The 26,223-nt window shown below is 67.4% G+C and carries 27 protein-coding genes; 8 read left to right on the top strand and 19 right to left on the bottom strand.

Annotated elements, in window-relative coordinates; genetic code table 11:
- Positions 1-5 precede the first annotated feature (5 nt).
- The 4 genes from EO156_RS00615 to EO156_RS00600 all read right to left on the bottom strand — a co-directional run bounded on the left by EO156_RS00615 (position 6) and on the right by EO156_RS00600 (position 2,570).
- Complete coding sequence (locus EO156_RS00615; RefSeq protein WP_016849728.1) at positions 6-440, bottom strand: rhodanese-like domain-containing protein; 435 nt, start codon at positions 438-440, stop codon at positions 6-8.
- A 74-nt stretch (positions 441-514) separates the two neighbouring features.
- Positions 515-937, bottom strand: coding sequence for a hypothetical protein (locus EO156_RS00610; RefSeq protein WP_003488512.1), 423 nt, complete (start codon positions 935-937; stop codon positions 515-517).
- 28 nt (positions 938-965) lie between these two features.
- Positions 966-1,436, bottom strand: a complete 471-nt coding sequence (locus tag EO156_RS00605; RefSeq protein WP_017156408.1) for a YiiD C-terminal domain-containing protein — start codon at positions 1,434-1,436, stop codon at positions 966-968.
- A 324-nt stretch (positions 1,437-1,760) separates the two neighbouring features.
- The gene (locus EO156_RS00600; protein ID WP_003488506.1) at positions 1,761-2,570 is read right to left on the bottom strand and encodes a glycosyltransferase family 25 protein; all 810 of its coding nucleotides are present in this window, start codon (positions 2,568-2,570) and stop codon (positions 1,761-1,763) included.
- A gap of 204 nt (positions 2,571-2,774) precedes the next feature.
- Here EO156_RS00600 and EO156_RS00595 point away from each other — a divergent pair, with 204 nt between their 5' ends.
- The 3 genes from EO156_RS00595 (at position 2,775) to EO156_RS00585 (ending at position 5,897) form a co-directional block, all read left to right on the top strand.
- Positions 2,775-3,554 (top strand): uroporphyrinogen-III synthase, encoded by a 780-nt coding sequence (locus EO156_RS00595; RefSeq protein WP_005930669.1) that lies wholly within the window; start codon positions 2,775-2,777, stop codon positions 3,552-3,554.
- 103 nt (positions 3,555-3,657) lie between these two features.
- The gene (locus EO156_RS00590; protein WP_016850219.1) at positions 3,658-4,635 is read left to right on the top strand and encodes a uroporphyrinogen-III C-methyltransferase; all 978 of its coding nucleotides are present in this window, start codon (positions 3,658-3,660) and stop codon (positions 4,633-4,635) included.
- Entirely contained in the window at positions 4,632-5,897 is a 1,266-nt protein-coding gene (locus EO156_RS00585) for a heme biosynthesis HemY N-terminal domain-containing protein (RefSeq protein WP_016850220.1), read from the top strand. The genes EO156_RS00590 and EO156_RS00585 overlap by 4 nt, the downstream gene beginning before the upstream one ends.
- A 213-nt stretch (positions 5,898-6,110) precedes the next feature.
- Here the strand turns inward: EO156_RS00585 and EO156_RS00580 are convergent, their stop codons facing one another.
- Positions 6,111-7,406, bottom strand: coding sequence for an acetyl-CoA C-acetyltransferase (locus EO156_RS00580; protein ID WP_005912193.1), 1,296 nt, complete (start codon positions 7,404-7,406; stop codon positions 6,111-6,113).
- Positions 7,407-7,494: 88 nt separating this feature from the next.
- Here EO156_RS00580 and EO156_RS00575 point away from each other — a divergent pair, with 88 nt between their 5' ends.
- From EO156_RS00575 to EO156_RS00565, 3 genes are all read left to right on the top strand, one after another.
- Positions 7,495-8,379, top strand: coding sequence for a hypothetical protein (locus EO156_RS00575; protein WP_003488496.1), 885 nt, complete (start codon positions 7,495-7,497; stop codon positions 8,377-8,379).
- Positions 8,376-8,813 carry a VOC family protein gene (locus tag EO156_RS00570; protein WP_016850222.1) on the top strand — a complete coding sequence of 146 codons (438 nt, stop codon included), beginning with the start codon at positions 8,376-8,378 and terminating at the stop codon, positions 8,811-8,813. The genes EO156_RS00575 and EO156_RS00570 overlap by 4 nt, the downstream gene beginning before the upstream one ends.
- 182 nt (positions 8,814-8,995) lie before the next feature.
- Positions 8,996-9,196 carry a hypothetical protein gene (locus tag EO156_RS00565; RefSeq protein WP_016850223.1) on the top strand — a complete coding sequence of 67 codons (201 nt, stop codon included), beginning with the start codon at positions 8,996-8,998 and terminating at the stop codon, positions 9,194-9,196.
- Between the two features lie 149 nt (positions 9,197-9,345).
- Here the strand turns inward: EO156_RS00565 and EO156_RS00560 are convergent, their stop codons facing one another.
- The 7 genes from EO156_RS00560 to glnA all read right to left on the bottom strand — a co-directional run bounded on the left by EO156_RS00560 (position 9,346) and on the right by glnA (position 17,236).
- Positions 9,346-9,993 carry a superoxide dismutase family protein gene (locus EO156_RS00560; protein WP_016850224.1) on the bottom strand — a complete coding sequence of 216 codons (648 nt, stop codon included), beginning with the start codon at positions 9,991-9,993 and terminating at the stop codon, positions 9,346-9,348.
- A 48-nt stretch (positions 9,994-10,041) separates the two neighbouring features.
- Positions 10,042-10,644 carry a superoxide dismutase family protein gene (locus EO156_RS00555; RefSeq protein ID WP_005912185.1) on the bottom strand — a complete coding sequence of 201 codons (603 nt, stop codon included), beginning with the start codon at positions 10,642-10,644 and terminating at the stop codon, positions 10,042-10,044.
- A 362-nt stretch (positions 10,645-11,006) separates the two neighbouring features.
- Positions 11,007-12,434: a nitrogen regulation protein NR(I) gene (gene ntrC / locus EO156_RS00550; RefSeq protein ID WP_029827821.1), complete on the bottom strand. Its 1,428-nt coding sequence runs from the start codon at positions 12,432-12,434 to the stop codon at positions 11,007-11,009.
- A complete protein-coding gene (locus tag EO156_RS00545; RefSeq protein WP_016850649.1) occupies positions 12,427-13,482 on the bottom strand; it encodes an ATP-binding protein in 1,056 nt (351 codons plus the stop codon). The genes ntrC and EO156_RS00545 overlap by 8 nt, the downstream gene beginning before the upstream one ends.
- A 264-nt stretch (positions 13,483-13,746) precedes the next feature.
- Entirely contained in the window at positions 13,747-15,189 is a 1,443-nt protein-coding gene (locus EO156_RS00540) for an ammonium transporter (protein ID WP_029827820.1), read from the bottom strand.
- Positions 15,190-15,211: 22 nt separating this feature from the next.
- Entirely contained in the window at positions 15,212-15,550 is a 339-nt protein-coding gene (locus EO156_RS00535) for a P-II family nitrogen regulator (RefSeq protein ID WP_002808480.1), read from the bottom strand.
- Between the two features lie 276 nt (positions 15,551-15,826).
- A complete protein-coding gene (gene glnA / locus EO156_RS00530) occupies positions 15,827-17,236 on the bottom strand; it encodes a type I glutamate--ammonia ligase (protein ID WP_003488480.1) in 1,410 nt (469 codons plus the stop codon).
- A 219-nt stretch (positions 17,237-17,455) separates the two neighbouring features.
- On the opposite strand from glnA, the gene EO156_RS00520 reads away from it, so the two are divergent.
- Together EO156_RS00520 and EO156_RS00515 are read left to right on the top strand one after the other, a co-directional pair.
- A complete protein-coding gene (locus tag EO156_RS00520; protein WP_003488476.1) occupies positions 17,456-18,253 on the top strand; it encodes an undecaprenyl-diphosphate phosphatase in 798 nt (265 codons plus the stop codon).
- A 277-nt stretch (positions 18,254-18,530) separates the two neighbouring features.
- Positions 18,531-19,346, top strand: a complete 816-nt coding sequence (locus EO156_RS00515; protein ID WP_029827819.1) for an META domain-containing protein — start codon at positions 18,531-18,533, stop codon at positions 19,344-19,346.
- A 54-nt stretch (positions 19,347-19,400) separates the two neighbouring features.
- Here EO156_RS00515 and EO156_RS00510 read toward each other — a convergent pair whose 3' ends face one another.
- The 7 genes from EO156_RS00510 to EO156_RS00480 form a co-directional block, all read right to left on the bottom strand.
- Positions 19,401-20,411, bottom strand: coding sequence for an NAD(P)-dependent alcohol dehydrogenase (locus EO156_RS00510; RefSeq protein WP_016848723.1), 1,011 nt, complete (start codon positions 20,409-20,411; stop codon positions 19,401-19,403).
- Between the two features lie 83 nt (positions 20,412-20,494).
- Complete coding sequence (locus EO156_RS00505; protein ID WP_003488468.1) at positions 20,495-21,106, bottom strand: YbhB/YbcL family Raf kinase inhibitor-like protein; 612 nt, start codon at positions 21,104-21,106, stop codon at positions 20,495-20,497.
- A 190-nt stretch (positions 21,107-21,296) separates the two neighbouring features.
- Positions 21,297-23,369 (bottom strand): tetratricopeptide repeat protein, encoded by a 2,073-nt coding sequence (locus tag EO156_RS00500; protein WP_015462744.1) that lies wholly within the window; start codon positions 23,367-23,369, stop codon positions 21,297-21,299.
- Positions 23,370-23,495: 126 nt separating this feature from the next.
- The gene (locus EO156_RS00495; RefSeq protein ID WP_015471569.1) at positions 23,496-23,759 is read right to left on the bottom strand and encodes a hypothetical protein; all 264 of its coding nucleotides are present in this window, start codon (positions 23,757-23,759) and stop codon (positions 23,496-23,498) included.
- Between the two features lie 20 nt (positions 23,760-23,779).
- Positions 23,780-24,769, bottom strand: coding sequence for an alpha/beta fold hydrolase (locus EO156_RS00490; protein ID WP_005912163.1), 990 nt, complete (start codon positions 24,767-24,769; stop codon positions 23,780-23,782).
- 59 nt (positions 24,770-24,828) lie between these two features.
- Entirely contained in the window at positions 24,829-25,728 is a 900-nt protein-coding gene (locus EO156_RS00485; RefSeq protein WP_016851587.1) for a lysophospholipid acyltransferase family protein, read from the bottom strand.
- Between the two features lie 21 nt (positions 25,729-25,749).
- A complete protein-coding gene (locus tag EO156_RS00480) occupies positions 25,750-26,178 on the bottom strand; it encodes a hotdog fold thioesterase (protein WP_003488457.1) in 429 nt (142 codons plus the stop codon).
- Between the last annotated feature and the right edge of the window lie 45 nt (positions 26,179-26,223).

Genomic DNA, 26,223 nt, shown 5'->3' with positions numbered 1-26,223 from the left:
GCCGATCAGCGGCCCTTGATCAGTGGCAGCTCGGCAATCTGCCAGACGGCCACGCCGCCTTCGAGCCAGTACACCTGTTCGAAACCGGCTTTCTTCAGCGTCTTGGCTGCACCGGCGGAGGCGGTGCCACTGCGGCAGACCACCACCACCGGCGAGGCCTTGGCGTTGGCCAATAGCTTGCCGGCTGGGTCGAACTTGGCCAGCGCCACGTTCCGGCTGCCGGCGATGTGGCCTTTTTCGAAGTCGGCAGTGGGCGACAGGTCGATCACCAGCGCGTTTTCGCTGTTGATCAGACGGGTCAGCTCGGCCGGCTTGAGCGCGCGATAGCCGCGGAACAGGCGCGCGACCTCGGTGACGATCAGGGCGATGGTCAGGCCCACCAGGGCCAGCGACAACATGGGGTTGCGGCCGACAAAGGCCTGCAGCTCTTCGAAATTCACGGGGTCAGGGTCAGTCGAGCGGGCGGGAATTGTCGCACAGCTGGCGCACGCGACGCCCGGCGCGCAAGGGCAGGCTACTGGCCCTTCCACAGGTCGGGCAGGCCGCTGGCCAGCCACCAGCGCTTCTGCTCGGGATTCCAGCGCCAGATCTCGATGCTGCGCACCAGCCGTTCGGCCTGGGTATTGCGGTTGATCACCCGCAACTCGACCTCGCGCCGCAGGTCGCCGTTGGGGTCTTGGCCCACGCGCACTTCGCGGTAGCCGGAAATCTGCACCTGCTCGTAGCGCGAACGTTCCAGGTCGCTGAGCGGATGCGCCTGGGCATAGGCCGGCTCGACGAAGCCCAGCGCGGCGTCGAAATCGTTCCAGCGCACGGCGGCCGTGTAGGCGGCCTGGGTGGTTTCCAGCGCACGCGCCTGGGCACGGCTGCCGGCATTGGCCACCCCGCTCAGCAGTGCCAGCCCAAGCAGCACGATCGTTGTAATGACTGCACGCATGCGTATTCCCCCGGATCCAGCCGGCATCCTACCGTTTTGGAAACGCCACGAAGCGCCCGCTCAACGTGGCCGCGGCGGCACCGGAGCCCAGCGCGATCTGCGCGCGCATGCCGATGCGCGCCTTGCCGCGCTGCCGGAACGTCGCCAGAAAGGCCTCCCAGCTCCCCAGCTCGGACGGCTCGGCATTGGCGACCAGGTCTTCGTACACCGGCGCGACATAGCGCAGCTGGCTGTCGGCGACGTAGACATCGGCGTGGTGCCCGGCCAATTGCAGCTGCAGGGTCAGCCACCCCCAGCTGGCCAGCGTCATCAGCGAGGCCAGGCTGCCGCCGAATGCATTGGCCTTGTCGTTGACGTTGGCCTGCAGCGGTGCCCGCAGGCGCAACGCACCATCGTGCAAGCCGTCGACAGCGATGCCCATCGACAGGACCGGCGGCATGGCGATGAACTGCTGCTGCAGCGACTGCAGGGCGGATGCGAGCGTGCACGAAGGAGTCATCGGCAAAGACTGGAAGACGGCGAAGGGCGGCATCATGCCGCAATGTTCTGCGAGCGTCTTGTGCACCTGCATGACATGCGGCACCGCATGGTGAATGCAGTCATCGCCACGTGCGATGTGCAGGCCGGCATCGCTCTGGTTGCGTGAAACAAACGTATCGACACCTTGGTGCAACCCGGATCGCGCGCTCGGTCAGCAAGCGATGTCCGCCACGATGCCTGCCGGTGGCGTTGCAGATAGCGCGCCATGCATAAAACCGCCAGCCAACGACCGCGCAACCGCCAGGCAGAACCGACGCCTGCGCGCGCCGGTTTGTTTGCCGCGCTATGGCGCAAAGACCACCTTGCGATAGCCCTGCGCCACTCGCAACAGCGCGGTGGCCCTGGCTTTCCAATGCGTACTGCGCTGCTTCTGTGCGTGCGTCGGCGGCGCATCGATCGTGCTGGTGAATACGATGTTTTCCGCAGCTGCATGGAAGAACTTGTCCTGGATGCACGCAGCCGGCGAGAGTTGATAGGTGGACAGCTGGTGCGCCACTGGCGACTCGCTCCACCCGAACAAAAAAATATCGGCCATGGTGTGCCAGCGCGCCTTTGCAGCCAGCAGCAATCGCGCCGCATCCCTGCTGATGATCAGCGCGCCGGCGCACACCGGCCAACAATGCTGATACCTCGATGGCCGCACCAGGCGCAGATGGCGCCCGGCGACATCCGCCACTTTGGCATCGAGCTTGATGCGGTTGTAGGACGGCTCCAGCCGCACGATGCTGTTGCCGCCGGGCAGCCAATCGGTGCTGCGCAATAGCGCCGGCAGCGCATCGGACAGATGCATGTCGTCTTCGAAAATCGCCGTGTAGGCGTCGTCGGAATCGGCCGCAATGCGCCACGCTGCCTGATGACTGAGAAAGCAGCCGATGTTGGACGCTGTCCACTTGCGTGGGCCGGTGCTGAAGGCATCGCCCGACCCTTCCAGTGGACGCTCGCGTACGAAGTCGGCGATCTGCTCGTCCGTCAACGTGGCGCCATCGACGGCAGCAATGCGCTCGAACGGCAGGCCCAGCGCATCCAAGCGCGCCGACATGGCCTGCAGCCGGTCGCCGCTGCGCTGCATATTGATAAGGTAGGACTTGATCACTTCGCCGCTCCAGCACGGTTGTTGGCCAGGATCGTGACCGGATTCCCAGCGGTTGCAAGAGGTTCTGGATCGAGTCGAAGGGCGCCAGTCAGGGTGCCAAAAACATCGCTCCGGCGGCCGGCACTTCGTCATCGATGCGCACTGGCACCCCTGGATGCGGCGACATCGCGCCGCAGGTGACCGGCGCTCTCGCATAATCACGCCATGACCGGCCTTGCCCATTCCGATGCTGCCTGGACCCTGATCTCGCTGCGCCCCAGCGGTGAACATGCGCCGCTACGGCGCGCAGTTGCGCGGCATGGCGGACGGGTACTTGCGCTGTCGCCATGGCGCTTGCAGACCCATGACACCGCACAAGCGCGAGACGCGCTGCGGCAGGCGCTGGCAGCACCGATTGCGATTTTCACCAGCCCGGCGGCAGTGCAGGCGGCGCATCGTCTGGCGCCGCTGCAGCGCCCGGCGCAGGCGCACTGGGTCAGCGTGGGCGACGGCACTGCGCGCGCATTGCACGCCTGCGGCATCGACACCGTGGTGCGGCCGGCGCGCATGGACAGCGAAGGCCTGCTTGCGCTGCCGTTGCTGCAGGCGCCGCTACAGGCCGTCGGGCTGATCACCGCCCCCGGCGGACGCGGCATGCTGGCGCCAACGCTGCAGCAGCGCGGTGCGCGCATCGTGCGTGCCGATGTCTATCAACGCGTCCCGCTGCGCTTGCGCGCCTCGGCCATCCAGGCGTTGTCGCTTGCACTGCCGCGCAGCGTGCTGGCGCTCAGTAGCGCCGAAGCGCTGACGCTGGTTCTGCAACAGCTGCCTGCCGAACTGGTCGCTGCGTGGCAACAGCGTCCGGTCGTGGCATCCAGCGATCGTATGCTCGGAGCCGCACATGCCGCCGGCTTCGCGCATGGCATGCGCGCAGAAGGCCCGTTGCCGCTGCAGCTCGCCGCTGCTGCTGAGGCGGCGATCATGACACCACCGCGACCTTGCTGAACTGCGAACTCAAGCACAGCTTGCCGCCGTCCGGCGCTGCACGCCATGCTGTGTGCGATGACTGCGGCGCCTGCGCCGGTCGTGACTGCCCGAGGATGTCCGAATGACCGAAATGCCCGCTCCTGCGCGACGCTTTCCCCTGGCATGGCTGCTGCTTGTCGTGGCCGTGGCGGCCGTCGGTGTGGCGCTGCTGCTGGGCTGGCGCGCGTGGCAGAACTATCAGGCAACGCAGCTGCAGGCCGCGCAGGCGCAGCAGCAACGCTGGGACGGCACCCAGCAAATGCTGGAAACGCTGCGCCGCGATCAGCGCCTGGCCAACGAGCGTCTGCAGGACGCGGCGGCCACCAACCGCGTCCTGCGCGACGAGATGCTGGGCCTGAGTCAGCGCAGCGCATTGCTCGAAGACACCGTGCAAAAGCTGGCCGACCCCAACCGTCATGGCGCACAGGCGCTGCGCCTGGATGAAGTGGAGCTGCTGCTGCGGCTTGGCCAGCAGCGCCTGAGCATCGCCGGCGATGCCGATGGCGCGCGGCGCGCCTATGCGCTGGCCAACGGCGCACTCAGCGGCATCGACGACCCCGGTTATCTCAATCTGCGTCAGGCATTGGTGCAGGAACGCGGTGCGCTGGAGCGTCTCGGGGCCGGCCCGCAGGCGGAGGCCGGCAAGAATCTGGACGCCTTGGCCGCCGAGTTGCAGCGCCTGCCGGAACAGACCGCGCAGGCCAGCGACGCGGCGCAACCGTGGTGGCAAAAGGCGCTGGCGCCGCTCGTGGACATCCGTCCCAGCCGCGGCGACGCCTTGCTTACCGGCGGCGACCGGCATGCTGCGCGCGATGCAGTGCAGATCGAAATCAGCCTGGCCCGCGCGGCCGCGGAACGTGGCGATGCCGCCGGTTTTGCGCGATCGCTGCGCCGCGTGGAGACCTGGACTACCCGGCTCTGGCCGGATTCGCCGCAACGTCGTCAGCTGCGTGCGCGCTTGCGCAGCCTGCAACAAGCGCCACTGCGTCCGCGCCTGCCGGAACTGGGCACCACCCTGCTGCAACTGCAGGCCATGCGTGAAGGGAGATCCACCCAATGAAAGTGTTGCGTACCGTCTTGATTCTGCTGGTTGCCGTGGCGCTGGGCGTGCTCGGCGCACAGTGGCTATCGCACCAGAACAGTTACGACCTTGGCAACGTCGTTGTCAGTGTGGGAGGTAACGACTATCACGCCGCCATGCCGCAGGCGCTGCTGATCCTGCTGATCGCCTTGCTGGTGCTGTGGTTGCTATGGACGTTGATCAGCCTGCCGTTCCGCGTGTGGGGCAAGTACCGCCGCAACAAGGGCCGTGCGCGTTTGATCGAAGGTCTGCGCGCTGCCGATCATGGCCAATGGCAACGCGCCGAGCGGCTGCTGGTCAGTGCCAGCGAAGACGACGAGGTGAGCGGCATTGCCCTGGCCAGCGCAGTGCGCGTGGCCGATGCGCGCGCCGACGATGCGGCGGCCACGGCACTTGCAAAGCAACTGGCCGAGCGCGACCCGACAGGATATGCGCTGTTGCAGGGCGAGCGGCACCTGGCGCGCCAGCGCCCCGTCGACGCAATCAATGCACTGGATAGCGCCAACGCGCAGCCGTTGCCGGCACGCGGCCTGCTGTTGCGCACCCACGCCCTGGCGCAGATCGGTCGCGCCGACGAAGCCTATGGCCAGCTCGGTGCGCTGCGTCAGCAGGCGGTCTTGGCGCCCGATGCCTACAGCACGCTGGAAGCGACGCTGGCCGAGCAGACCCTGTTGCAGGCCAGCGACGCCAATGCACTGGCCGAGCGCTGGGAAGCATTGCCCAAAGCATTACGCACCACGCCGGCAGTGGTGGGCGCCTACGCGCAACGTGCGGCCGTGCTGCATTGGGACGATGCCGCCGTGCACAGCCTGGAGCAGGCGCTGGACGCGCAATGGGACGAATCGCTGGTGCGCCTGTACGGCGTGCTGCCGCTGGAAAAATACGATTCGCGCCGCGCCAGCGCGCAGCGCTGGCTGACCCAATATCCCGACAGCCCAGGGCTGTTGCTGACACTGGCGCGGCTCGCGCGTCACCAGCAGCAGTGGTCGCAGGCCGAGGAATTCCTGCATCGCGCCATCGCAGGCGGCGCCGGCAGCGAGGCCTGGGAAGAACTGGGACACGGTTTTGCCGCCTCCGGCGACCTGCTGTCGGCACAGCATTGCTATGCCAATGCCTTGCGCGCCGCACGTGGCGAACCGGTGCAGGACGTCATGCCACAGCAGTCGTTGCGCGAGCCGGTCATCACCACGTACGACCCCGCGCCAATCGATCCGCACGCAGCGGACGATCGCATCCTGTAGTGGAGACAGCGGCGGTATGCGATGTGCGTACCGCCGCATTGCACCTCAAGAACAAGGCGAATGCTCGCCAAGTGGGCATCTACTCCATCGAAGAAGTTGACGTTGAGTTGTTGCCACGCGCAGCGATGGAATGAAGGAGAGGATTCGCAAAGGCGGCGACTGCGCCTGCGAATCCCGGATCACCCATGCCCAATCCCATACCGCGCAGTGGCATCAGCGCTCGACGATGGCCACCACGCCCATGCCGCCGGCGGTGCAGATCGAAATCAACGCGCGGCCGCCGCCGCGCTCTTCCAACTGCTTGGCAGCGGTGGCCACCACGCGTGCGCCAGTGGCGGCGAATGGATGGCCGGTGGCCAGCGACGAGCCCAGCGGATTGATCTTGTCCGGGTCGATGCGGCCCAGCGGCGCGTCCAGGCCCAGCCGGTTGCGGCAGTAGTCCTCGCTCTCCCACGCGCGCAGCGTGCACAGCACCTGCGCGGCGAAGGCCTCGTGGATTTCGTAGATATCGAAGTCCTGCAGGGTCAGGCCCTGGCGCGCCAGCATCTGCGGCACCGCAATGGTGGGCGCCATCAGCAGGCCTTCGCCATGCACGAAGTCGACTGCCGCCACCTGTGCATCGCGCAGGTAGGCCATCGGCGTGTGGCCATGCGCCAACGCCCAGGCTTCGCTGGAGAGCAGCACCGCGGCGGCGCCATCGGTGAGCGGGGTGGAATTGGCAGCGGTCAACGTGCCACGGCCGGAGGTCTTGTCGAAGGCCGGGCGCAAGGTCGCGAGTTTTTCCAGCGAGGTGTCGGCGCGCAGGATGTTGTCGCGCGAGACGCCGCGGAACGGCGCGATCAGCGCGTCGAAGAAACCGCGCTCATAGGCAGCGGCCAGCTTGTGGTGCGAGGCCACCGCCCATTCGTCCTGCGAATCGCGCGAGATGTTCCATTCCTTGGCCATGTCCTCGCAATGGTCGCCCATGCTCTTGCCGGTGCGCGGCTCGGCCACGCCGGGGAATTCGGGCTTGAGCTCGGCCAGCTTGAAGCCGCGCAGCAGCGCCCTGAGCTTGTCGCCGGTGGCCTTGGCGCGGTTGGCGGCCAGCAGCCGTGCGCGCAACTTCTTGCCGTACACGATCGGCACTTCGGAGGTGGTGTCGGAGCCGCCGCCGATGCCCGAGTCGATCTGCCCCAGCGCGATCTTGTTGGCGATGGTGATGACCGAATCCAGGCTGGTGCCGCAGGCGCGCTGCAGGGTGATGCCCGGCGTCAGCGGCGACAGACCCGACGACAGCGCCGCCTCGCGCGCCAGGTTCCAGTCCGCGGAGTGCTTGATCACCGCGCCCATCGCCACTTCGCCCAATTGCTGCCCATGCAACCCGAAGCGCTCGACCAACGCGCCCAGCGTGCGCACCGACATGCCCAGGTTGCCCACGTCCGCGTACGCGGTGTTCTGACGACAGAACGGGATACGAACGCCGCCCAGAATGGCGACGGGACGGGCTGCGGGCATCGGTTGACCTGGCATGGGGGACTCGGGGACATGGCCTGCACAGGGCCGGCAGGCATAATGGCCGCAGTGTAGCTTCGACCCCGTGATGGGCCAACCGCGAATCATGAGCAAGACCGAACACGGCGTAACCGCCATGGGTGTGCTGGCGCTGGAATTGACCGGCGGAAGCGCCCCCGAGCGCGGCGCCTTGGCGCCGGCGCAGGCCGGCATGCTGGCCGAACGCATCGGCCGCGACCTGGCGCAGTGGATCCCGGAAGTCCGCGATCTGGAACTGAGCGTGGCATTGGCGCATTTCGATCCGTCGGAAGTGTTGCGGCCCGGCTGGCCGCTGCATCGGCGCCTGGAAGAGCTGCAGGCGCGTGCACCCGGGCGCGACCAGGGCCCGCGGGTGCTGGCCTTCGGTGCCGACGCGCAAGGCGAGATTCCGCTGCCGTTCCAGGCCGATGCGCAACTGGTCGGCGGTGGGTTGCGCGTGCTGCCGTTCCTGCTGTCCGGCGACCCGCAGACGGTTGCCACCGTGGCCGATGCAATGGAAGAAATCTTGCTTGCTCAGGGCATGGCGCAGGCCGACACCGCCTTGCTGGCGCAGGAAAGCTTCGGCGCCCGCATCGAGCATGCGCGATATCTCACCGCCAACGATCTGGCGGCGATGATGTCGATGCAGTACGACAATCAGGGCCTGGCGCCGCTGTGGCCCCTCATCGAAGCCGCACTGCTGGCACCGCATACCGAAGAGTGGCTGGAGCAGCCCCCCGAACCGGTGTTGCGCTACATCGACGGCGAAGTGCGCATCGCCTTGTTCGACCCGGCAGGCTGGTGCGATTACTACGCGCACGACCGCGAGGACTGCGAACGCCTGCGCGGCGTATATGAGCACTATCTGGCGCGCCAGCGGCAGATGGCCGCCGTGCTGGAAGCGCATGGGCTGCCGGTGCTGTACGTGCATATCGAGCCGGGCCAGGATCCGCGGCAGGCGCTGGCGGCGTGAGCCAGACGCCGGCGGCCTTGCCCCCAGCGCTGCAGGGCGTGCTGGAAACCGGCGTGTATGTTGCGGACCTGGAGCGGGCATGCGCCTTCTACGCCCGCGTGCTGGGGCTGCAACCGATGCATCGCGATACGCGCATGGCCGCCTACGCCATCGCGCCTGCGCAGGTCCTGCTGCTGTTCCTGCAAGGCAGCACCTCGGCGACGGTTACGCTGCCCGGCGGCACGATTCCGCCGCATGACGGCAACGGGAGCCAGCATTTCGCACTGGCCATCGCAACCGATGCCCTGCCCGGCTGGGAAAATCACCTGCATGCCTGCGGGGTCCCCATCGAAGGCCGCACGCAATGGCCGGGCGGCGGGCAAAGCATTTACTTCCGCGATCCCGATGCGCATCTGCTGGAATTGGCGACACCGGGCTTGTGGGCGAATTATTGAGTGATCGCTGCCGGGTGAGCCGCATGCAGTGATCGATCAACAACGCGCGATTGGCGGGCTGGAGGCCACCGGTTCGATCTCCTTGAACGCCATGCACTGCCTCCAGGCGAACCGTCCGCTTGCTCGCCTGGCTCTGGCCGGACCGGCCTTGGACAACAGATAACTGCGTCTGGGGAAGCACAATGACCGCCCGCAAGCGAGTGCTGGGTGATCGCCAGGGGCAGTGGAAGGCGGCGTTCGCGGCGATCGTTCAACAATCGCTGCGCTGGATGCGCACGGGTTGCGCTTACTGCATCGGCAAGCCGCCGCATCCAGACGCATGCATCCGCACGCGCGCCATAGCGTGGTCGGACCGAAGCTTCGACGCTGCACCACGCGCCTAAGCAAACGCCAACGCCGCGACGATATCGCCACGGCGTTGGTGTGTGCGCTCCCGCGCTGCCTGCGCATCCATCGGCACGTCGGCCGACATCGTCCACAGCGTTCGTCGTTATTCAACCGTTGCCGTGCATCGACAACGGTCGCAGAGCACTTACTTGGCCGGCGCCTGCGCGTTATCGGTGGTGATCACGCCGCAGGCCAGGCGGCCGCCCGCGTTGCCGGTGGGCTGGGTTTTGTAGTCGTCTGCATCGGCATGCACGATCACCGCGTGGCCGGCGATATCGAACTGGTCGGCCTTGCCGAGGTTGACGTTGCTGGAGACCGGGCCGTCGATGCTGGCGTTACCCTGCGCGTCGGCGGTGATGTTGGGTATGTCGCCACCGTGATGCGGGTCGGCGCTGATGTTGCCGTGATCGGACTGGGACGGGTTGAAGTGACCGCCGGCGCTGCTGCCGTCCGGTGCGCTGCAATCGCCCTTTTCGTGGATGTGGAAGCCGTGCTCGGTATTGGGCTTGAGGCCGCTGAGCTGGCCGGTGACACGCAGCGCACCGTCCACGGTCTTGAACGTCACCGTGCCTTTGACGTCATTACCCTTGGTCGGCTTGAGCTCGGCGGTTGCGGTGGTGGTGGCTGCCGCTTCGGTGACCATGGAAGCGGCGTGTTCGCCACCGTGCGCCGCTTCGGCCGGCGTGCTGGCCTGCGGTGCAGGTGCCGGCTCGGCCGGCGCCGGTTCGTCGCGCTTGCACGCGGTCAGCACCAGGGCGGTGGCCAGAAACAAGGTGGTCGGAACAATACGCATGGAGAACTCCTGAAGAAAGGCCGCAACTGCAGCCGTTGATGCCCCGACTCAGGGCTGCGAAGGGGGCGTGCCCCATTGGGTGACGCGAATGACGCCGCAGGCCAGGCGCGCACCGGCATTGCCGCTGGGCTGGCTGCGATAGTCGTCGGGGTCGGCATGCACGATCAGCGATTTGCCGATCACATCCGTCGGAGCGCCGTCGCCCAGACTGATGCCGGACAGAATCATGTCCAGATGCACCACGCCTTCGGCGTCTGCACGCAGATTGTCCATATCGCCCAGATGATGCGCGCCGCCGCCGGCACGCCCGTGCGGCGCACCACCCGGGTTGAAATGCGCGCCGGCGCTGCTGGCATCGGCCGCGCTGCAATCGCCGCGTTCGTGCACATGGAATCCGGACACACCGCCCGGCCGCAAGCCGCCGATGGTGCCAGTGAGGCGGATACCCTGTAGCGCCGGCACCAGCACCACCCGACCGCTGACCAGGCTGCCCGAGGCAGATGCCAGCGCAGCCTCGGCTTGCTGCACCGGGCGCGCAGGCACCACCCGCGCCGCTGGCGGCGGAGGCGCCTTGGGCGGCGGCGGCGTGCTGCTGCAGGCGGCCAGCGCCAGCGCGGTGAGGGCAACGATCGTAGGCGACCGGTAACGCATCGAGCAGTTCTCCTGATCAGGCTGGAAACCTATGCGGGCGCATGTTCACGTGTCATGAAATGCACCCGCTGGCAGCGCAGGAGTTTACGGGGTTGGTGTGCTGAGTCGGATTGCCAGATGGTGTGCGCGGCGCCAGGCACGGTGCGAACTGCCTGGACGACGGCGTCGGCACGGCAGGCTGCGGTGGCGTTATCGACAGCCACCGGATGCGGCGGCGTGCCACGCATCGACGCTTGCCGGGGGCAATGTCGGGCAGGCTCGGCTCGATCAAGGCCTCGTTGGATCGGTGCGCGTGCAGTCGCGCTTGCATCGGCACAGGCACCCTCACCCCTCTCTTATGGGAGAGGGGCGTTAGACCCAAATCAGCGACGTTTGCGCCCCGGGCCGAGTTTGCGGGTGACCGTGTTGCGGCCCAGGCCCAGGCGGGCGGCAGCTTCGGCGCGGCGGCCCTGGGTGAGTTGCAAGGCCGCTTCGAGCAAGGTCCTGTCCAGGCGCTCGCGCGCTTCGGCGTGCAGGCCCTGGGCACCTTCGCTCAGGCGTTGCGCGGCCCAGCTGGAAAGCATGTCGTCCCACTGCCCATCGCTGCGACCGCTGCGGTGACGACGGCCGCCGCGCGCCAGTGCGGCGTCCACGTCGACCACGTCGATGATGTCCGAGGTCGCCAGCGCCGCCAGGCGCCAGCACACGTTTTCCAGTTCGCGCACGTTGCCGGGCCAGTCGTACTGGCGCAGGTCTTCCAGCGCGGCCGACGACAGCCGCTTGGGCAGCATGTCGAGTTTGCGCCCGGCCATGGCCAGGAAATTTTCGGCCAGTTGCGCGATGTCGCCGCGCCGTTCGCGCAGCGGCGGCAATTGCAGGCGCACCACATCCAGGCGGTGCAGCAGATCGGCGCGGAAGCGGCCTTGTTCGACCAGCGCCTCCAGGTCCTGGTGGGTGGCGGCGATCACGCGCACATCGACGCGGATCAATTCGCGCCCACCAACGCGGAAGAATTCGTTCTCTGCCAACACGCGCAGCAGGCGGGTCTGCAGCGGCAACGGCATGTCGCCGATTTCGTCCAGAAACAGCGTGCCGCCATCGGCCTGTTCGAAGCGGCCGATATGCCGTTTGGTCGCCCCGGTGAACGCGCCGGTTTCGTGGCCGAACAACTCGCTTTCCAGCAATTCGGCCGGGATGGCGGCGGTGTTGAGCGCGACGAAGGGTTTGCGCGCGCGCGGGGATTCGTTGTGCAACGCGCGCGCGACCAACTCCTTGCCGGTACCGGTTTCGCCATTGATCAGCACCGACAGCGGCGCCTGCGCCAGGCGTCCGATCGCGCGGAACAAGGCCTGCATCGCGGGCGTGTCGCCGATCAACGAGGCCGAGCCCTCGGCCAGCCGCGCGGCGACGATTTCTTCGACGCCGGCATCGGCGTCCGGCAGCGCGCGCGCAGCCAGTGCCACCGCGTCGTCCAGGTCGAACGGCTTGGACAGGAACTCGTGCGCGCCGCCGCGGAAGGCGCCGGCGGTGCTGGCAACGTCGGTATAGGCCGACATCACGATCACCGGCAAGTGCGGGTGTTTGGATTTGAGTTTGTCGAGCAGGGTGAGGCCGTCTTCGCCGGGCATGCGCACGTCGGTGAACAGCAAATCCGGCGTGGGCCGCATGCCGAGCGCCTGCAGCGCGGCAGCGGCGCTGTCGAAGCCGTCCACGGCGTAGCCGGCATCGCGCAAGGCGGTGGACAGCACGAAACGAACCGACCGGTCGTCGTCGACCACCCAGATGTGGGATACGGCGGCGGTCTCAGCCATGCGGATGCTCCTTGTCGTGATCGCCGGCCAGCTCGGGCAGCAGCAGGGTGAAAACGGTATGGCCCGGACGCGAGCGATAGGTCAGCGTGCCGTGGTGTTCGCGCGAGACCTGCTGGGCCAGCGCCAGGCCCAGCCCGCTGCCTTCGGCGCGGCCGCTGACCAGTGGCAGAAACAGGTGCTCGGCCAGTTCTTCCGGCACGCCGCCGCCGTCGTCGATGATTTCCAGCCGCAGCGACATCGCATGCACGCGGTCGCGGATGCGCTGGCCATGCTCGACGCGGGTGCGCAGCGTCACGCGCGTGGCGCCGGCCTGGAAGGCGTTACGCACCAGGTTCCAGACCGCCTGGGTCAGGCGGTCGCCATCGCCCAGAATGTCGGGAATGCTGGGGTCGTAGTCGCGCTGCACCTGCACCGACCAGCCGCCCTCGGCTTCGGCCAGGCGCAACACCCGTTCGAGCACCACATGGATGTTGAGGCGGTCGTGCGGGCGCGCCGGGGTGGGCGACAGCAGCCGTTCGAGCAAGGTATTGAGACGCTCGATCTCGGTGCCGATCAGCTCGATCAGCTCGCGTTCGTCTTCGTCGCGCCCGGCCGCGCGGCGTGCCAGCAGCTGCGCGGCGCCCTTCAGCCCGGCCAGCGGGTTGCGCAGTTCGTGCGCCAACCCTTTGAGCGCAGCGCTCAAGGCGTTGGGCAGGGCGTGGGTGGGATCGAGCGCGGGGAATTCGTCGACCGGGTGGGTTTCCAGCAGCCAGCCGCCATCGTCCAGCCGCGACAGCCAGCCTTCGGCAAAGCGCGGCGCGTCGTTGGGCAGTCCCAGCGCCAGCCGGTGCAGACGCAATACGTCGCGCTCGTCGTTGAGCAGGAAGCGCGCCAGCGCATCGCCCTGCACTTCCAGCGCGGCCAGGGGCTGTTCGACCAACCGCCGTGCACTGACCCCGAGCCAGCGGGCAAACGCCGGGTTGACGCCCAGCACGCGGCCCTCGCGGTCGGCCCAGGCGACCGGTGTGCCCAGGCTGTCCAGCGATGGCATGGAAGAGGACGTCACCATTGCACCAATTTAGTGCAAACAGAATGGGAATGCGCGGATGGCGCGCAAAGCGAAGCGTGCGTTGAAACAATGCTGGCCAGACGGCGGCGGGGCGCACCGCTCCAGCGTGCATCCGCGCCGGCAGTCACGGGCGTGGGGCTGGTCATGCAGGCACCTCGGCAGTGGTTCCGCGCCCAACGGGCGACGGGGGAAAACGGACCCGGCTGGGCGTTCCCGGCCGGGTCGTTGCGCCACCCGCGGCAGCGCGGCCGCGGGTGTGCATGCTCACGACTCGTACGCGGCTTCGCCGTGCGAGGTGATGTCCAGGCCCTCGCGCTCGGCTTCTTCGCTCACGCGCAGGCCGAACACCAGCTTGGCAACCACGAACCCCACCACCGACACCACGCCGATCCAGCCGACCGTGATCCCGACGCCCAGCGCCTGGATGCCGACCTGGTGGACGATGTCGTAATCGCCGCCCTTCTGGCCGCCCAGCGAGGCCGCCGAGAACACACCGGTCAGGATGGCGCCGATAATGCCGCCCAGGCCATGCACGCCGAACACGTCCAGGCTGTCGTCGGCACCGAGCAGGCGCTTCAGACCGGTGACGCCCCACACGCACAGCACGCCGGCGGCAAGACCAATGACGATCGCGCCGAACGGGCCCACCGTGCCGCAGGCCGGGGTGATGCCGACCAGGCCGGCGACCATGCCCGAGGCCACGCCCAGGGCGGACGACTTGCCCTTGATGATCTTCTCGGTCAACGACCAGCCCAGGATGGCGGCGGCGGTGGCCAGCAAGGTGTTGAGGAAGGCCAGCGCCGCACCGGCATTGGCTTCCAGGTTGGAACCGGCGTTGAAGCCGAACCAGCCCACCCACAGCAGCGAGGCACCGACGAAGGTCAGGGTCACGTTGTGCGGCTTGATTGCCTCACGTCCTAGTCCGGCACGCTTGCCGACGAAGTAGGCGCCGACCAGGCCGGCAACGCCGGCATTGATATGCACCACGGTGCCGCCGGCGAAATCCAACGCGCCCAACCCGAACAGATACCCACCGGTGGCCCAGACCATGTGCGCCAGCGGCAGATAGCCGAAGGTGAACCAGATCGCCGAGAACAACAGCACCGCGCCGAACTTGGCGCGTTCGGCAAAGGCGCCCACGATCAGCGCGCCGGTGATGCCGGCGAAGGTTGCCTGGAACGCGACGAACACGTATTCCGGCAGGCTCACGCCCTTGGTGAAGGTCGCCGCCAGGGTTTCGATGGTGACGCCCTTGAGCAGCGCCTTGTCCAGATTGCCGATCCACGCGCCTTCGCCGGAGAACGCCAGGCTGTAGCCGTAGAACACCCACAGCACGGTCAGCAGCGAGAACACCACCGCCACCTGGATCAGCACCGACAACACGTTCTTGGCGCGCACCATGCCGCCGTAGAACAGCGCAAGGCCCGGCACCACCATCAGCAACACCAGCAAGGTGGAGGTCAGCATCCAGGCGACATCGCCCTTCTCCACGACCGGTGCGGCTTCGGCGGCGGCGGCCGGCGGAGCGGCCGGCTGCGCCGACGGCAGCGGTTCGGTGGTGACCGGCTCGGTCGGCAGCGGGGTGACCTGCGGCGTGGACTGCGCATGCGCACTGCCCATGCCGCCCACCATCAGCGCGCTGAACAGCATCAGCATGCACACGCTGTAGAACCGGGCCTTCCACCCGGCAAAAAGAGCTGTCTTCATACGAACTCCGGGGCTGGTGGGGTCAGAGCGCATCGGCGCCGATCTCGCCGGTGCGGATGCGCACCACTTGCTCGATCGCGGTCACGAAGATCTTGCCGTCGCCGATCTTGCCGGTGCCGGCGGCGTTCTGGATCGCTTCGACCACCGCGTCCAGGCGATCGTCGGTGACCACCGTTTCGATCTTGATCTTGGGCAGGAAGTCGACGACGTACTCAGCGCCGCGGTACAGCTCGGTGTGGCCTTTCTGGCGCCCGAAGCCCTTGACCTCGGTCACGGTGATGCCCGACACGCCTGCTGCAGACAAGGCCTCGCGGACCTCGTCGAGCTTGAACGGCCGGATGATGGCGGTGATCAATTTCATGCGCATACCCCGAATGGTGGAAAGAACCGGCCGGCATTGCGCCGCCCGGCGGTGTCAGTCACCTGGATGCCTACCCCGGCATCCGATCGTTCGCGATTGCGCGGACCCCAGCAGATGTCATGCATCCGCCTCGTGGGAGAGGTCAGGCCCGCGCGCCGCGAACGATGTGCTCTCTCAATACCCCTGCGATCCACGGCCGGGGCCACGGATCGCTCGAACAAGTGTGCGGCGATGGCGGAGGTGGGAGGGGGGCCTCCGCCATCACCGCGGTGGAACTCAGTTGCCGTAGTACAGCTGGTACTCCAACGGGTGGGTCGCAGCACGGAACTTGGTGACTTCCTGCATCTTCAGCGCGATATAGCCGTCGATGAAGTCGTCGCTCATCACGCCGCCGGCCTTGAGGAACTCGCGGTCCTTGTCCAGCGCTTCCAGCGCCTGGTCCAGGCTGGAGCAAACCTGCGGGATCAGCTTCTCTTCTTCCGGCGGCAGGTCGTACAGGTCCTTGTCGCTCGGTGCGCCCGGATCGATCTGGTTCTTGATGCCGTCCAGGCCGGCCATCATCAGCGCGGTGAAGGTCAGGTAGCCGGACTGCAACGGATCGGGGAAGCGCATTTCGATGCGGCGCGCCTTCGGATTGGTGACCCAGGGAATGCGGCACGACGCCGAACGGTTACGCGCCGAATAGGCCAGCATCACCGGCGCCTCGAAGCCCGGGACCAGACGCTTGTAGCTGTTGGTGCCGGAGTTGGCGAAGGCGTTGATCGCGCGGGCATGCTTGAAGATGCCGCCGATGTACCACAGCGCCAGCTGCGACAGGCCGCCGTAGCCGTCGCCGGTGAACAGGTTGACGCCGCCCTTGGCCAGCGACTGGTGCACGTGCATGCCCGAGCCGTTGTCGCCCACGATGGGCTTGGGCATGAAGGTGGCGGTCTTGCCGTTGCGGTAGGCGACGTTCTTGATGATGTACTTCATCGTCAGCAGTTCGTCGGCCTTCTGCACCAGCGAGCTGAACTTGGTGCCGATCTCGCACTGGCCGGCGGTGGCCACTTCGTGGTGGTGCACTTCGGTTTCGATGCCGACCTGTTCCAGCGTCTTGATCATTTCCGCGCGCAGGTCGTGCAGGCTGTCGGTCGGCGGAACCGGGAAGTAGCCGCCCTTCACGCCCGGGCGGTAACCGCTGTTGCCGCCGTCGTACTTTTCGCCGGTGTTCCAGGCCGCTTCTTCCGAACCCACCTGGAAGAAGGTGTGGCCCATGTCGTTGGCAAAGCGCACCGAATCGAAGATGAAGAATTCCGGCTCCGGGCCGAAGAACGCCTGGTCGGCGGTGCCGGAGGATTTCAGATAGGCCTCGGCGCGCTTGGCGATGCCGCGCGGATCGCGCTCATAGCTCTGCATGGTGGCCGGGTCGAGGATGTCGCAGGTCAGCACGATGGTCGGATCGGCGAAGAACGGATCCAGATACGCGGTGCCCGCGTCCGGCAGCAACACCATGTCCGACTCGTTGATGCCCTTCCAGCCCGCGATCGAACTGCCGTCGAACATCTTGCCTTCTTCAAACAGCGCCGGCTCGATGATATTGACCGGAAAGGTGATGTGCTGCTGTACACCACGCATATCGACGAAGCGCAGGTCGACGAACTCGACCTTGTTGTCCTTGATCAGCTTTTCAACATTTTCCACGGACATCGGAAGAAACCTCAGGCAGGAGTTAAGTGGCTCGTGGGCGGGACTACAGCAGGGACCGTGCCAAGCCCTGGCACTTCACAAGCCCTTGATTTTGCTTACATCGCTCGCGACCGTAAAATCCGTATTGCACTATTAAGGTGCAAAAATGGACACGCCGCACCGATGTGGTGCATGCCGCAATGCACTATCCTGGCGCCTCCCTCACCCCTTCCCAGTCCGATGTCCGATCTGATTTCCGCCCTGTTGTTGGGCATTCTCGAAGGCCTCACCGAATTTCTGCCGATCTCCAGCACCGGCCACCTGCTGATCGCCGAACAATGGCTCGGACGCCGTTCTGACTTCTTCAATATCGTCATCCAGGCCGGCGCGATCCTGGCCATCTGCCTGGCGCTGCGGCAGCGCTTGTGGAGCCTGGCTACCGGCCTGGGCGAGCGCGCCAACCGCGACTACGTGCTCAAGGTAGGCGTGGCCTTCCTGGTCACCGCGGTGGTCGGGCTGATCGTGCGCAAGGCCGGCTGGCAATTGCCCGAAACGCTGCAACCGGTCGCCTGGGCGTTGCTGATCGGCGGGGTGTGGATGCTGGTGGCCGAACACTTCGCCGGCAAGCTGCCCGAGCGCGATGTGGTGACCTGGAAGGTGGCCATCGCAGTGGGCCTGGCGCAGGTCGTGGCCGGTGTTTTTCCCGGTACGTCACGCTCGGCCTCGACGATCTTCATCGCGATGCTGCTGGGCCTGAGCAAGCGCTCGGCAGCGGCGGATTTCGTGTTCATGGTGGGCATTCCGACCATGTTCGCGGCCAGCGGTTACGCGCTGCTGGAGATGTACAAGGAAGGCGGTTTCGGCACCGAAAACTGGGCCGACGTGGCTGTGGCCTTCGTGGCGGCGACCATCACCGGCTTTGTGGTGGTGAAGTGGCTGCTGGGCTATATCAAGAAGCACCGTTTCACGGTGTTTGCGGTGTACCGCATGCTGCTGGGCGCCGCCCTGCTGCTGTGGCTGCCGGCGGCTGCGGGCTGACACGCCACAGCACCGCCTGCCTGCACTCCGAGACGGGTGCGATGTGCAGCCAGGGGCGGCCAACAACGTAAAGCGCCGTCCCCAAGAAGTTGTGGGTGGCGCGTTCGGCACTGCCGCGTACGAGCGCTGCCAGCCGATTCCGGGCAGCGGCCGCCCCGCCTGATATTGGATGCACTCGCTTGATTGGCGGCTTTGGGGCGTCCACGTCGTGACGCCGGTCATTGCCCCGGGCGCACGCTGGCGGTATCACTGGCGCATCGATCACCGGGAGCTGCGCATGCGTGCCGTGTTCTTGGCCCCAGCATTGCTGGCGGCAGGCGTGACGGCCTGCGGGTCGGGTGCATCGCCGGACCCGCCCGGCTCCAGCCACACTGCTGCGCGGGCGCCGGTCGCCGTCCCCCCTGACACGGACAATGTCCCGTTGCGCGGCGCCTTGCGCGCGCAGCACTGGCACCTGCAGCGGGCCAGCGATGCGCATGGCACGGCCTTGCGCAGCCTGTTCGTCGACGGCGTGCCGCCAGTGCAACTGGATTTCGGCGATCAGCGCATCCAGGTCGGCCAGACCTGCAACGCGCTGGGCGCCAACTACAGCGTGGCCGAGGCGCACGTGCAGATTGGCCGGGTGGTCTCGAGCAAGCGAATGTGCGCCGATGCACGCCGGATGGCGCAGGAGCGCGCGGCCAGCGACCTGTTGTCCGGGCGCTTCGCAGTGATCATGGACAACGCAGCAGCTGCGCCCCGCCTGACCCTGACCCGCAGCGACGGGACTGTGCTGATCTTCGGCGGCACGCCCACTGCGGACACCCGGTATGGCGGGCCGGGGCAGACGCTGTTGATCGAAGTAGCCGCAGAGACCGTGCCCTGCGTTTCCGATCCTGCGCGCCGCTGCCTGCAAGTGCGCGAGCACGCCCCAGACGCACCTGCCACCCTACAGGCCGCTACATCATGGCAGCCCTACGAGGGCGCGATCGAGGGTTTCGACCATGAAGACGGCATACGCACCCTGCTGCGCGTGACCCGCTACCCGGCCGGCAGCGAGCCTGGCGCCAAACCGGTGTACGTGCTCGACCAGATGATCGAGGCCGGCAGCTAGCGCGGCCGCAGCATTGGGCCGGCAACGGCCTCGCACGCGCCGCCGCCGCCCGCATCACAACCGGATGAGGACCTTGCCCACGTGTTGCGCCCTGGCGAAATAGTCCAAGGCCTGGGGCGCCTCGTCGAACCGGAACGTCTTGCTGTGCAGGGTCTTGATGCGGTGCTGCTCGATCGCCCGCAGCAGGTCCACGAACATCGCCCGGCTTCCGTTGGCGATCCCGCGGATGGTCACGTTCTTGCGGATCAACGCCACGTAATCGGGAATTGGCGACGCCGCGCCCGGGGTGACGCCGACCACCACGATGGTCGCGTTCGCGGCCGCCGCCTTGATCGACTGGCCCAAGGTGTCCTGCCCGCCGGTCTCGATGACGACGTCCGCGCCGCCGCCGGACAGCTGCATCACCGCCTCGGCCCAGTCGGGGTGGGTGCGGTAGTTGACGGTGATGTCGGCGCCCAGGCGGCGTGCGAGCTCGAGCTTGTCGTCGCTGGACGAGGTGATGGCCACGCGGGCGCCGTGGAGCTTGGCCAGCTGGAGCGCGGCCATCGAGACGCCACCGGTTCCCAGACACAGCACCAGGTCGCCGGCCTTGATCCTGGCCACTTCCACCAGGGCGTGCCAGGCGGTCACCGCGGCAGATGCCAGCGCAGCGACATCCGCGTCCTCCAGCGACGCAGGCACCTTGATCAAGGCGCTGGCGGGCAGCGACACCTTTTCGGCCAGCCAGCCGTCATGGGTCACGCCCAGGTCGTGGGCGAACATCTCGGCGCGGAACCTGCCATCCAGCCAGGTGGGAAAGTGCCCACTGACGACACGGTCGCCTGGCGCGACCTGGCTGACGCCGGCTCCGACGCAGGTCACGATGCCCACACCCTCGGCAACCGGAACGCGCGTAGGCGCAAGCTTGCCGCCGTAGGTGCCTTTCAGGATCTGCAGGTCGCGGTTGATCAGCCCGACCAGTCGCGGAGCGACGATGACCTCACCGGCTCCTGCAACTGGTTCGGGCATCTCGACCGCAACCAGGCTCTCAAGGCCGGTTTGATTGCCAATCTGGAATGCTTTCAAGGGGGATTGCCTGTGCTGCGGCGCCGGCCGAACGTGGCTGGCGTCATGGGGGATGGAGCGACCGCCGCCATCGGCGCGATCACTCAGCGCAGCGATGGGTTCAGCGTGTAGGTGCCGTACAACGCCGCTTCGGCCAGCACATGACCCTGCATCGCCGACAGCACGTCGGCGGCGGTGAAGCTGCTGGGCAGGCCAAGTTTGGCCACGTCCAGCGCGAACACGCGGAAGAAATACCGGTGCACGCGCAGGTCGTTGAACGGCGGGTACGGACCGTCGTAGCCGCGGTAGTCGCCGGCCATGTCGGCATTGCCGGCGAACCACTGGGTGTAGGAATTCAGGCCCTGCCGGGCACCGGCCGGGCCGGCTGGCTGCTGCTTGCCCTTGACCACGAAGCCGTCGCTGCAGCTGCCCGCCGCAATCTCATGCACATCGGCGGGGATATCGGCCATGGCCCAATGCACGAAATCGGTGCGTGGCTGCTCGACGGGAATCTGCAAGTCGTCGCGGCCGACGGTGTCGGGCACGGTCGGCACGTCCGGGTCCAGGCACAGCAGCGCAAACGACTGCGTACCGGCCGGCGTCTCGCTCCAGGCCAGGTGCGGATTGCGGTTGGGCGCAAAGCCCTCCGGCGTGCCGGCGGCAAACTCCACCGCGATGGGCTTGCCGTTTTCGATGCTGTTGCTGGTCAGACGCATGGCGGGTCTCCGAGGGAAGCGATACGGATCAGGGTGCCTGGGTCTGCGCCACAGCGGAAGACGCCGCCATGGAACCTTCTGATGCGCTCGGCCGGGTTTACCGCCGCGTACGTACCGCGCCTGCACACGATGCGACGACGCGACTGCGGCCACGCCCACCTGCCGTGGGCGCGACCGCGTTGATGGCGCCTCAGTCCTGGGGGTAACCGAAGCGCACCGCGATCAGGGTGAGCAGATCGAACTGGGCGCCGAGCACGCCGCGGTAATCGCGCCAGCGGCCGGAGGCCAACCGCGCCGGGCCACGCGGTTCGACCAGCGGGAAGCTCAGCCCGAACGCCTGTTCCAGGGCCGTCGAAATTCCCTGCGGGTCGTCTTCGATCCCGTCCAGCCGGATGATGCGGTGGGGGTAAAGGTCGCGCTCGTGCAGCGTGGCCAGCTGTTCCAGCGCGATCAGCAACCAGTCGGTGGCCTGTTGCGGCGATTGCAGTGCCAGCGGCGCCGACGCACCGGCCGAGAGCCAGTCCAGCAACATGTCGCGCGGGTCACGCAGCGCAATCGCCAGCCTGCCCTCGGGCAGGTGCGGGCGCAGCGCGGTCAACAAGGTGTTGTCCCACCACAGCAACCAGTCGATGACATTGCCATCGTCGATGCCGCGGCGCGGCAGTTGCGCCTTCCAGCCTTCCACCAGCGCCGTCGGTGCCAGTTCGCCGGAGGCCAGCTGTTCGAGGGTGCGGTAGCTCTGCAGCGCATCCGATGGCGGCGTGATGCCATAGCGGTCGCCGCGGACCAGCGGGGTGGCCGCGCCCATCACCGCGACCAGGCGTTCGACATGCGAGCCGGGCGTGCCCCACACGAACAGCGGGCGTGCGGTGACGGTGTCGGGAATGCTGCCCAGCGCAGGCCACTGCGTCGGCTGCCTGGCTGCCTGCGGCGGCAACGGCAACCGATGCTGGGCCTGTTCGCGGTGGAACTGCATCCAGGTACCCACGGCGGCATCGGGCTGGCCGGCGCGGTCCTGCACATTGCCCAACCATGGCCGCAGCACGGTCTGCTGCGGTGCAGGCAGCGATTCGATCAACGATTCGACGCAGGCGATCGCCGCCGGTGGATCGCGTTGTAGCAAGGCTTCGACAATGCGCTGCTCGCCGCTGATGCGGCCCGGCTCCACCGCCACGATCTGGCGCGCCACCATTTCCGCCTCGTCGGCCTGGCCCTGCATGTCGTGCACGCGCATCAGCGCTTCCAGGGCCGGCAGGTGTTCGGGCATGGCCAGCAGCCAGCGCTCGATCACTGCCTGCGCCTGCGGCCCACCGACCGGCTCTACTGCCAGGCGCGCCAGCCACAGGTCGTGCGCAGTGGCCGAGGTGGCCAGCGCCGCATCCAGGGTGTCGCGCGCATCGTCCACCGCGCCCAGCCGCTCCCAGGCGGTGAGCAGCGCGTGCAGCGTGCGGCGGTCGGCCGGCCAGTGCGCCAGTGCCAGGCGCAGGTGCGCGGCGGCCTGATCGGGGCGACCGGCCTGCAGTTCCATCTCGCCGGCAAGCCGGCGCATGGCCGGCAGATCGCCGTCGGGCTGGTCGAGCACGCCCTGCATCGCCGCCAGCGCGTCGTCCAGGCGGCCCTGGCGCTGGGCCAGCTGGGCAATGAAGGCGCGCAGCGCGGTGCCGGGCGGATTGAGTTCGATCACGCGCTCGAAGGCACGCTCGGCGAACGCGAAATGCTCTTTCTGCAGATACGCAAAGCCCAGCGAAAACAGCACGCGGGCATCGTCGGGCAACTGCTCGGCAGCGCGGGTCAGCAGCGACAGCGCGCGGTCGTCCTGGCCGCGGCGCATCTCGACCACGCCATCGACCGCCAGCAATTGCGGATGTTCCGGCGCCAGCCGCGCGGCGGTGCGGCTAAGCCGTTCGGCCTCGTCCAGATCGCCGCGCGCCACCGCCAGATGCGCCTGCATCACGTAGGCATTGAACTGGTTGGGATCCAGCGCAGTGGTGCGCGACAGTGCGGCATCGGCGGCAGACAGATCGCGCGTGGCCAGCAACGCGCCGGCGCGCAGCAGGTGCAGGTCGGCGTCTTCGGGCGTCAGCGTCAGCGCGGTGTCGATGCTGTCCAGCGCCAGCGCCGGCTGCCCTTGCTGCTGCAGCGCAAGCGCCAGCCAGCGGTGGGCGGCGGCGTGGTCGGGCGCGTTGGTGACCCACTCGCGGGCCAGCGCCACCGCATCGTCGGCCGCATCGCGGCGCAGGGCTTGAAGAATGGCGTCTTGCATGGCGGCGGCGGGTCCCGGACAAACCGCTATTGTAACGATGCGCGCTGCGGCGGCTTGCATGTGCAACGGACGCTGCCGTCTGGCGCTGCGCCGGCGTGCAAGGTGGGCGTTATCGGCGGTGCGAACTCATATCGCTCGTTCGCCCCGGCCAGAGGTTGAAACGCATGCCAACTTCCGACGCAGCACGCTGGCGCCATAGGCCACGCAGAACGCCCCAAACACCACCTGGCCCAGATGCCAGAGCGCAGCATGGGCGCCCACGGAAACCGACCCTGCGCGTGAGCGGAACAGGATCTCCCCGGTCTGCAGATAGGTGTAGAGGCTGATCGCGCTGAAGTAGACCATCGCGCAACCGACAACCACTGCCAAAACGGCGACCATTGCATCCATGGACGGATGTCGTCTCGACATCATTGGCGCGCTGACGCCAGCCGCTCGGCCACCCAACGTTCGGCAAAGCCGTCGCCGCGGGCGTTTTCCAGAAAGCCGCAATGCCCGCCCCAGCGCGCGATTTCCAGCTGCGCATGCGCCGGCAACTGCCAGGCAGCGAAATCTTCGAACGGAATCACCGGGTCGTCTTCGGCCATCAGGATGTCGACCGGCACCTGCAGGTTGGCCAGGCGTTGGCCGGCAATCGAATAGCTGTCGAAGTACGCTTCCAGCGAGCCATGCCCGGTGTGTTTCACCGCCAGCCAGGCCATCAGCCCGCGCATGTCCAGCGCCAGAGTGGCGTCGTCGTACCCGTGCTGCTCGGGGAACAGCTTGCGCTTGCGCAGCAGCGATTCGCGCCATTTACGGCGGAAGTACCAATCGTAGAACTGCGGGCCCTTTTCCAGCTGGGTCATGGTGGCGGCCGGGTCCAGCAACGGGCACACCGCCGCCACGCGCGCCAGCGGCAGGCCGGCGGCGGGCGCACGCAGCGCCAGCCGCAGCGCGAAATTGCCGCCCAGCGAATACCCTGCAGCCAGCAATTGCGGCGCAGGAAAACGCCGCCACAGATCGCCTGCGGCATTGACCACTTCTTCGATGCGGTCGGAGTGGAACAGGTCCACATTGAGATGGTGGGTACCGCCGTGGTCGCGGAAGTTCAGCCGGAACACCTGGTAGCCCAGACCGAGCAGGCGCGCGGCGGTCAGGCGCATGTAATTGGAATCGGCGCTGCCCTCCCAGCCATGCAGCAACAGCACGGTGCCGCGTGGCGGCGCATCGCCGGGCGGGACGCTCATCCAGCCCTGCAGGCGCACACCGTCGCCGCCATCGAGGATATGTTCGCTGGTGACCGCGCCGCTGGCGGCCAGCAACTGGCGGCTGCGGATGCGCCGCAGGGCGCTGCTGCCCAGCACCGATTGCACGTGCGGATTGCGCAGCCAGCGCGGCGGCAAGTAGTCGGAGGCGTTCATGCGCGTATCGCACCGGCGTTGCGGCTGACCGCAGGGGAGAGGCGCGTGCGCATCGTCGGCTAGGACTCCATCGCTGCGACGATCCGTTGGCGCGAGGTCTCGGCCATGCGACGACGGCCTTCGATATCCAGCGCGCGAATCGGCTCGAGAAAATGCACTTCGGCCAGCCGCGACGGCTCGCCCAGCAGGCGCACGATATTGGCGAAGAAACTCTCGCGCTCACCGAAGGCCACCACCGCCTGCGCGTTGCCGCGCAACCCGTACCGCAGCGCCACCGGCTGTACCGGCACGCCGGCTTCCACCGCTGCCTGGAAGATGCGCGCATGGAACGGGCCCACTTCGGTACCCCCACGGGTACGTCCTTCCGGGAAGACCCCCACCGGCTTGCCACTTTGCAGGCGCAGCAGCATTTCCTGCAGCACCCCGCCCAGCGATTCGGTATTGCCGCGCTGGTGGAAGATGGTCTGGCCCTTGGTCGCCAGCCAGCCCACCAGCGGCCAGCCGGCAATTTCGCGCTTGGCCACGAACCCCATCACCCGCTGGCTGTGCAGGATGGAGATATCCACCCAGCTGACGTGGTTGGCCACGAACAGGGTCGCGCCCGGTAGCGGCGTCCCGAAGCGACGCAGGCGGAAGCCGAACACGCGCATCAAGGTGCCCTGCCACCAGCGGATCATCCGCTCCTCCAGAGTGTCGTCGTGCCCGATGCGGATCCGCGCCAGCGCCGGTACCACCACGCACAGCATGGTGACCGGCAGGCCGAGACACAGATGCAGCAACAACAGTGGCACCCGGTAGAGATACCGGAACCAACGCAACGCGCCGTCAGCGTCGCGCGTGGCGTCCAGGGATGACTCGCTCATTCGACGAACGGAACCGGTAACGGGGGAAGGAGGCGCAACCATTGTGACAGCAGCGTGGCCGCCGCGCAGTGCCGGCAGCGGATGACGCTGTTCCATGCATGCCGCTGCCGGGCGAGCTCAGCCATTGCTGCGTGGAACCACCGCCAGGGTCAATCGCGACACACAGACGCGTTTGCCGGCCGGGTTTTCGATGGTGATGTCCCAGACATGCGTGCTACGCCCCACATGTACCGCCCGCGCAGTGCCGGTCACCAGCCCCTGGGTGGCAGCGCGCAGGTGATTGGCATTGATCTCCAGCCCCACGCAGATCTGGGTCGTCATATCCACGCACAGGTTGCCGGCGCTGCTGCCCACCGTTTCGGCCAGCACCACCGAGGCGCCACCGTGCAGCAGGCCATAGGGCTGCCTGGTACGCGCATCCACCGGCATGGTGGCGCGCAGCCAATCGTCACCGGCCTCGGTGAAGACGATGCCCAGATGCTCGATCAAGGTATCGCGGCTGGCGGCATTGAGGGCGGCTAGATCGACGGGTTCGCGGAAGGTCATGGGCTGGGAATGGGGAATGGGGAATGGGGAATGGGGAATGGGGAA

It is taken from the genome of Xanthomonas sp. DAR33341 (assembly GCF_003992815.1).
GTDB classification, from domain to species: Bacteria; Pseudomonadota; Gammaproteobacteria; order Xanthomonadales; family Xanthomonadaceae; genus Xanthomonas; species Xanthomonas cissicola.
This window is presented reverse-complemented; position numbering and strand designations above follow the sequence as displayed.

Bases quoted from the DNA above. Each gene is read 5' to 3' on its own strand.
- EO156_RS00610 (WP_003488512.1), bottom strand. From the start codon at position 937: ATGCGTGCAGTCATTACAACGATCGTGCTGCTTGGGCTGGCACTGCTG.
- EO156_RS00605 (WP_017156408.1), bottom strand. From the start codon at position 1,436: ATGACTCCTTCGTGCACGCTCGCATCCGCCCTGCAGTCGCTGCAGCAG.
- EO156_RS00595 (WP_005930669.1), top strand. From the start codon at position 2,775: ATGACCGGCCTTGCCCATTCCGATGCTGCCTGGACCCTGATCTCGCTG.
- EO156_RS00590 (WP_016850219.1), top strand. From the start codon at position 3,658: ATGACCGAAATGCCCGCTCCTGCGCGACGCTTTCCCCTGGCATGGCTG.
- EO156_RS00585 (WP_016850220.1), top strand. From the start codon at position 4,632: ATGAAAGTGTTGCGTACCGTCTTGATTCTGCTGGTTGCCGTGGCGCTG.
- EO156_RS00580 (WP_005912193.1), bottom strand. From the start codon at position 7,406: ATGCCAGGTCAACCGATGCCCGCAGCCCGTCCCGTCGCCATTCTGGGC.
- EO156_RS00575 (WP_003488496.1), top strand. From the start codon at position 7,495: ATGAGCAAGACCGAACACGGCGTAACCGCCATGGGTGTGCTGGCGCTG.
- EO156_RS00565 (WP_016850223.1), top strand. From the start codon at position 8,996: ATGACCGCCCGCAAGCGAGTGCTGGGTGATCGCCAGGGGCAGTGGAAG.
- EO156_RS00560 (WP_016850224.1), bottom strand. From the start codon at position 9,993: ATGCGTATTGTTCCGACCACCTTGTTTCTGGCCACCGCCCTGGTGCTG.
- EO156_RS00555 (WP_005912185.1), bottom strand. From the start codon at position 10,644: ATGCGTTACCGGTCGCCTACGATCGTTGCCCTCACCGCGCTGGCGCTG.
- ntrC (WP_029827821.1), bottom strand. From the start codon at position 12,434: ATGGCTGAGACCGCCGCCGTATCCCACATCTGGGTGGTCGACGACGAC.
- EO156_RS00545 (WP_016850649.1), bottom strand. From the start codon at position 13,482: ATGGTGACGTCCTCTTCCATGCCATCGCTGGACAGCCTGGGCACACCG.
- EO156_RS00540 (WP_029827820.1), bottom strand. From the start codon at position 15,189: ATGAAGACAGCTCTTTTTGCCGGGTGGAAGGCCCGGTTCTACAGCGTG.
- EO156_RS00535 (WP_002808480.1), bottom strand. From the start codon at position 15,550: ATGAAATTGATCACCGCCATCATCCGGCCGTTCAAGCTCGACGAGGTC.
- glnA (WP_003488480.1), bottom strand. From the start codon at position 17,236: ATGTCCGTGGAAAATGTTGAAAAGCTGATCAAGGACAACAAGGTCGAG.
- EO156_RS00520 (WP_003488476.1), top strand. From the start codon at position 17,456: ATGTCCGATCTGATTTCCGCCCTGTTGTTGGGCATTCTCGAAGGCCTC.
- EO156_RS00515 (WP_029827819.1), top strand. From the start codon at position 18,531: ATGCGTGCCGTGTTCTTGGCCCCAGCATTGCTGGCGGCAGGCGTGACG.
- EO156_RS00505 (WP_003488468.1), bottom strand. From the start codon at position 21,106: ATGCGTCTGACCAGCAACAGCATCGAAAACGGCAAGCCCATCGCGGTG.
- EO156_RS00500 (WP_015462744.1), bottom strand. From the start codon at position 23,369: ATGCAAGACGCCATTCTTCAAGCCCTGCGCCGCGATGCGGCCGACGAT.
- EO156_RS00495 (WP_015471569.1), bottom strand. From the start codon at position 23,759: ATGGATGCAATGGTCGCCGTTTTGGCAGTGGTTGTCGGTTGCGCGATG.
- EO156_RS00490 (WP_005912163.1), bottom strand. From the start codon at position 24,769: ATGAACGCCTCCGACTACTTGCCGCCGCGCTGGCTGCGCAATCCGCAC.
- EO156_RS00485 (WP_016851587.1), bottom strand. From the start codon at position 25,728: ATGGAACAGCGTCATCCGCTGCCGGCACTGCGCGGCGGCCACGCTGCT.
- EO156_RS00480 (WP_003488457.1), bottom strand. From the start codon at position 26,178: ATGACCTTCCGCGAACCCGTCGATCTAGCCGCCCTCAATGCCGCCAGC.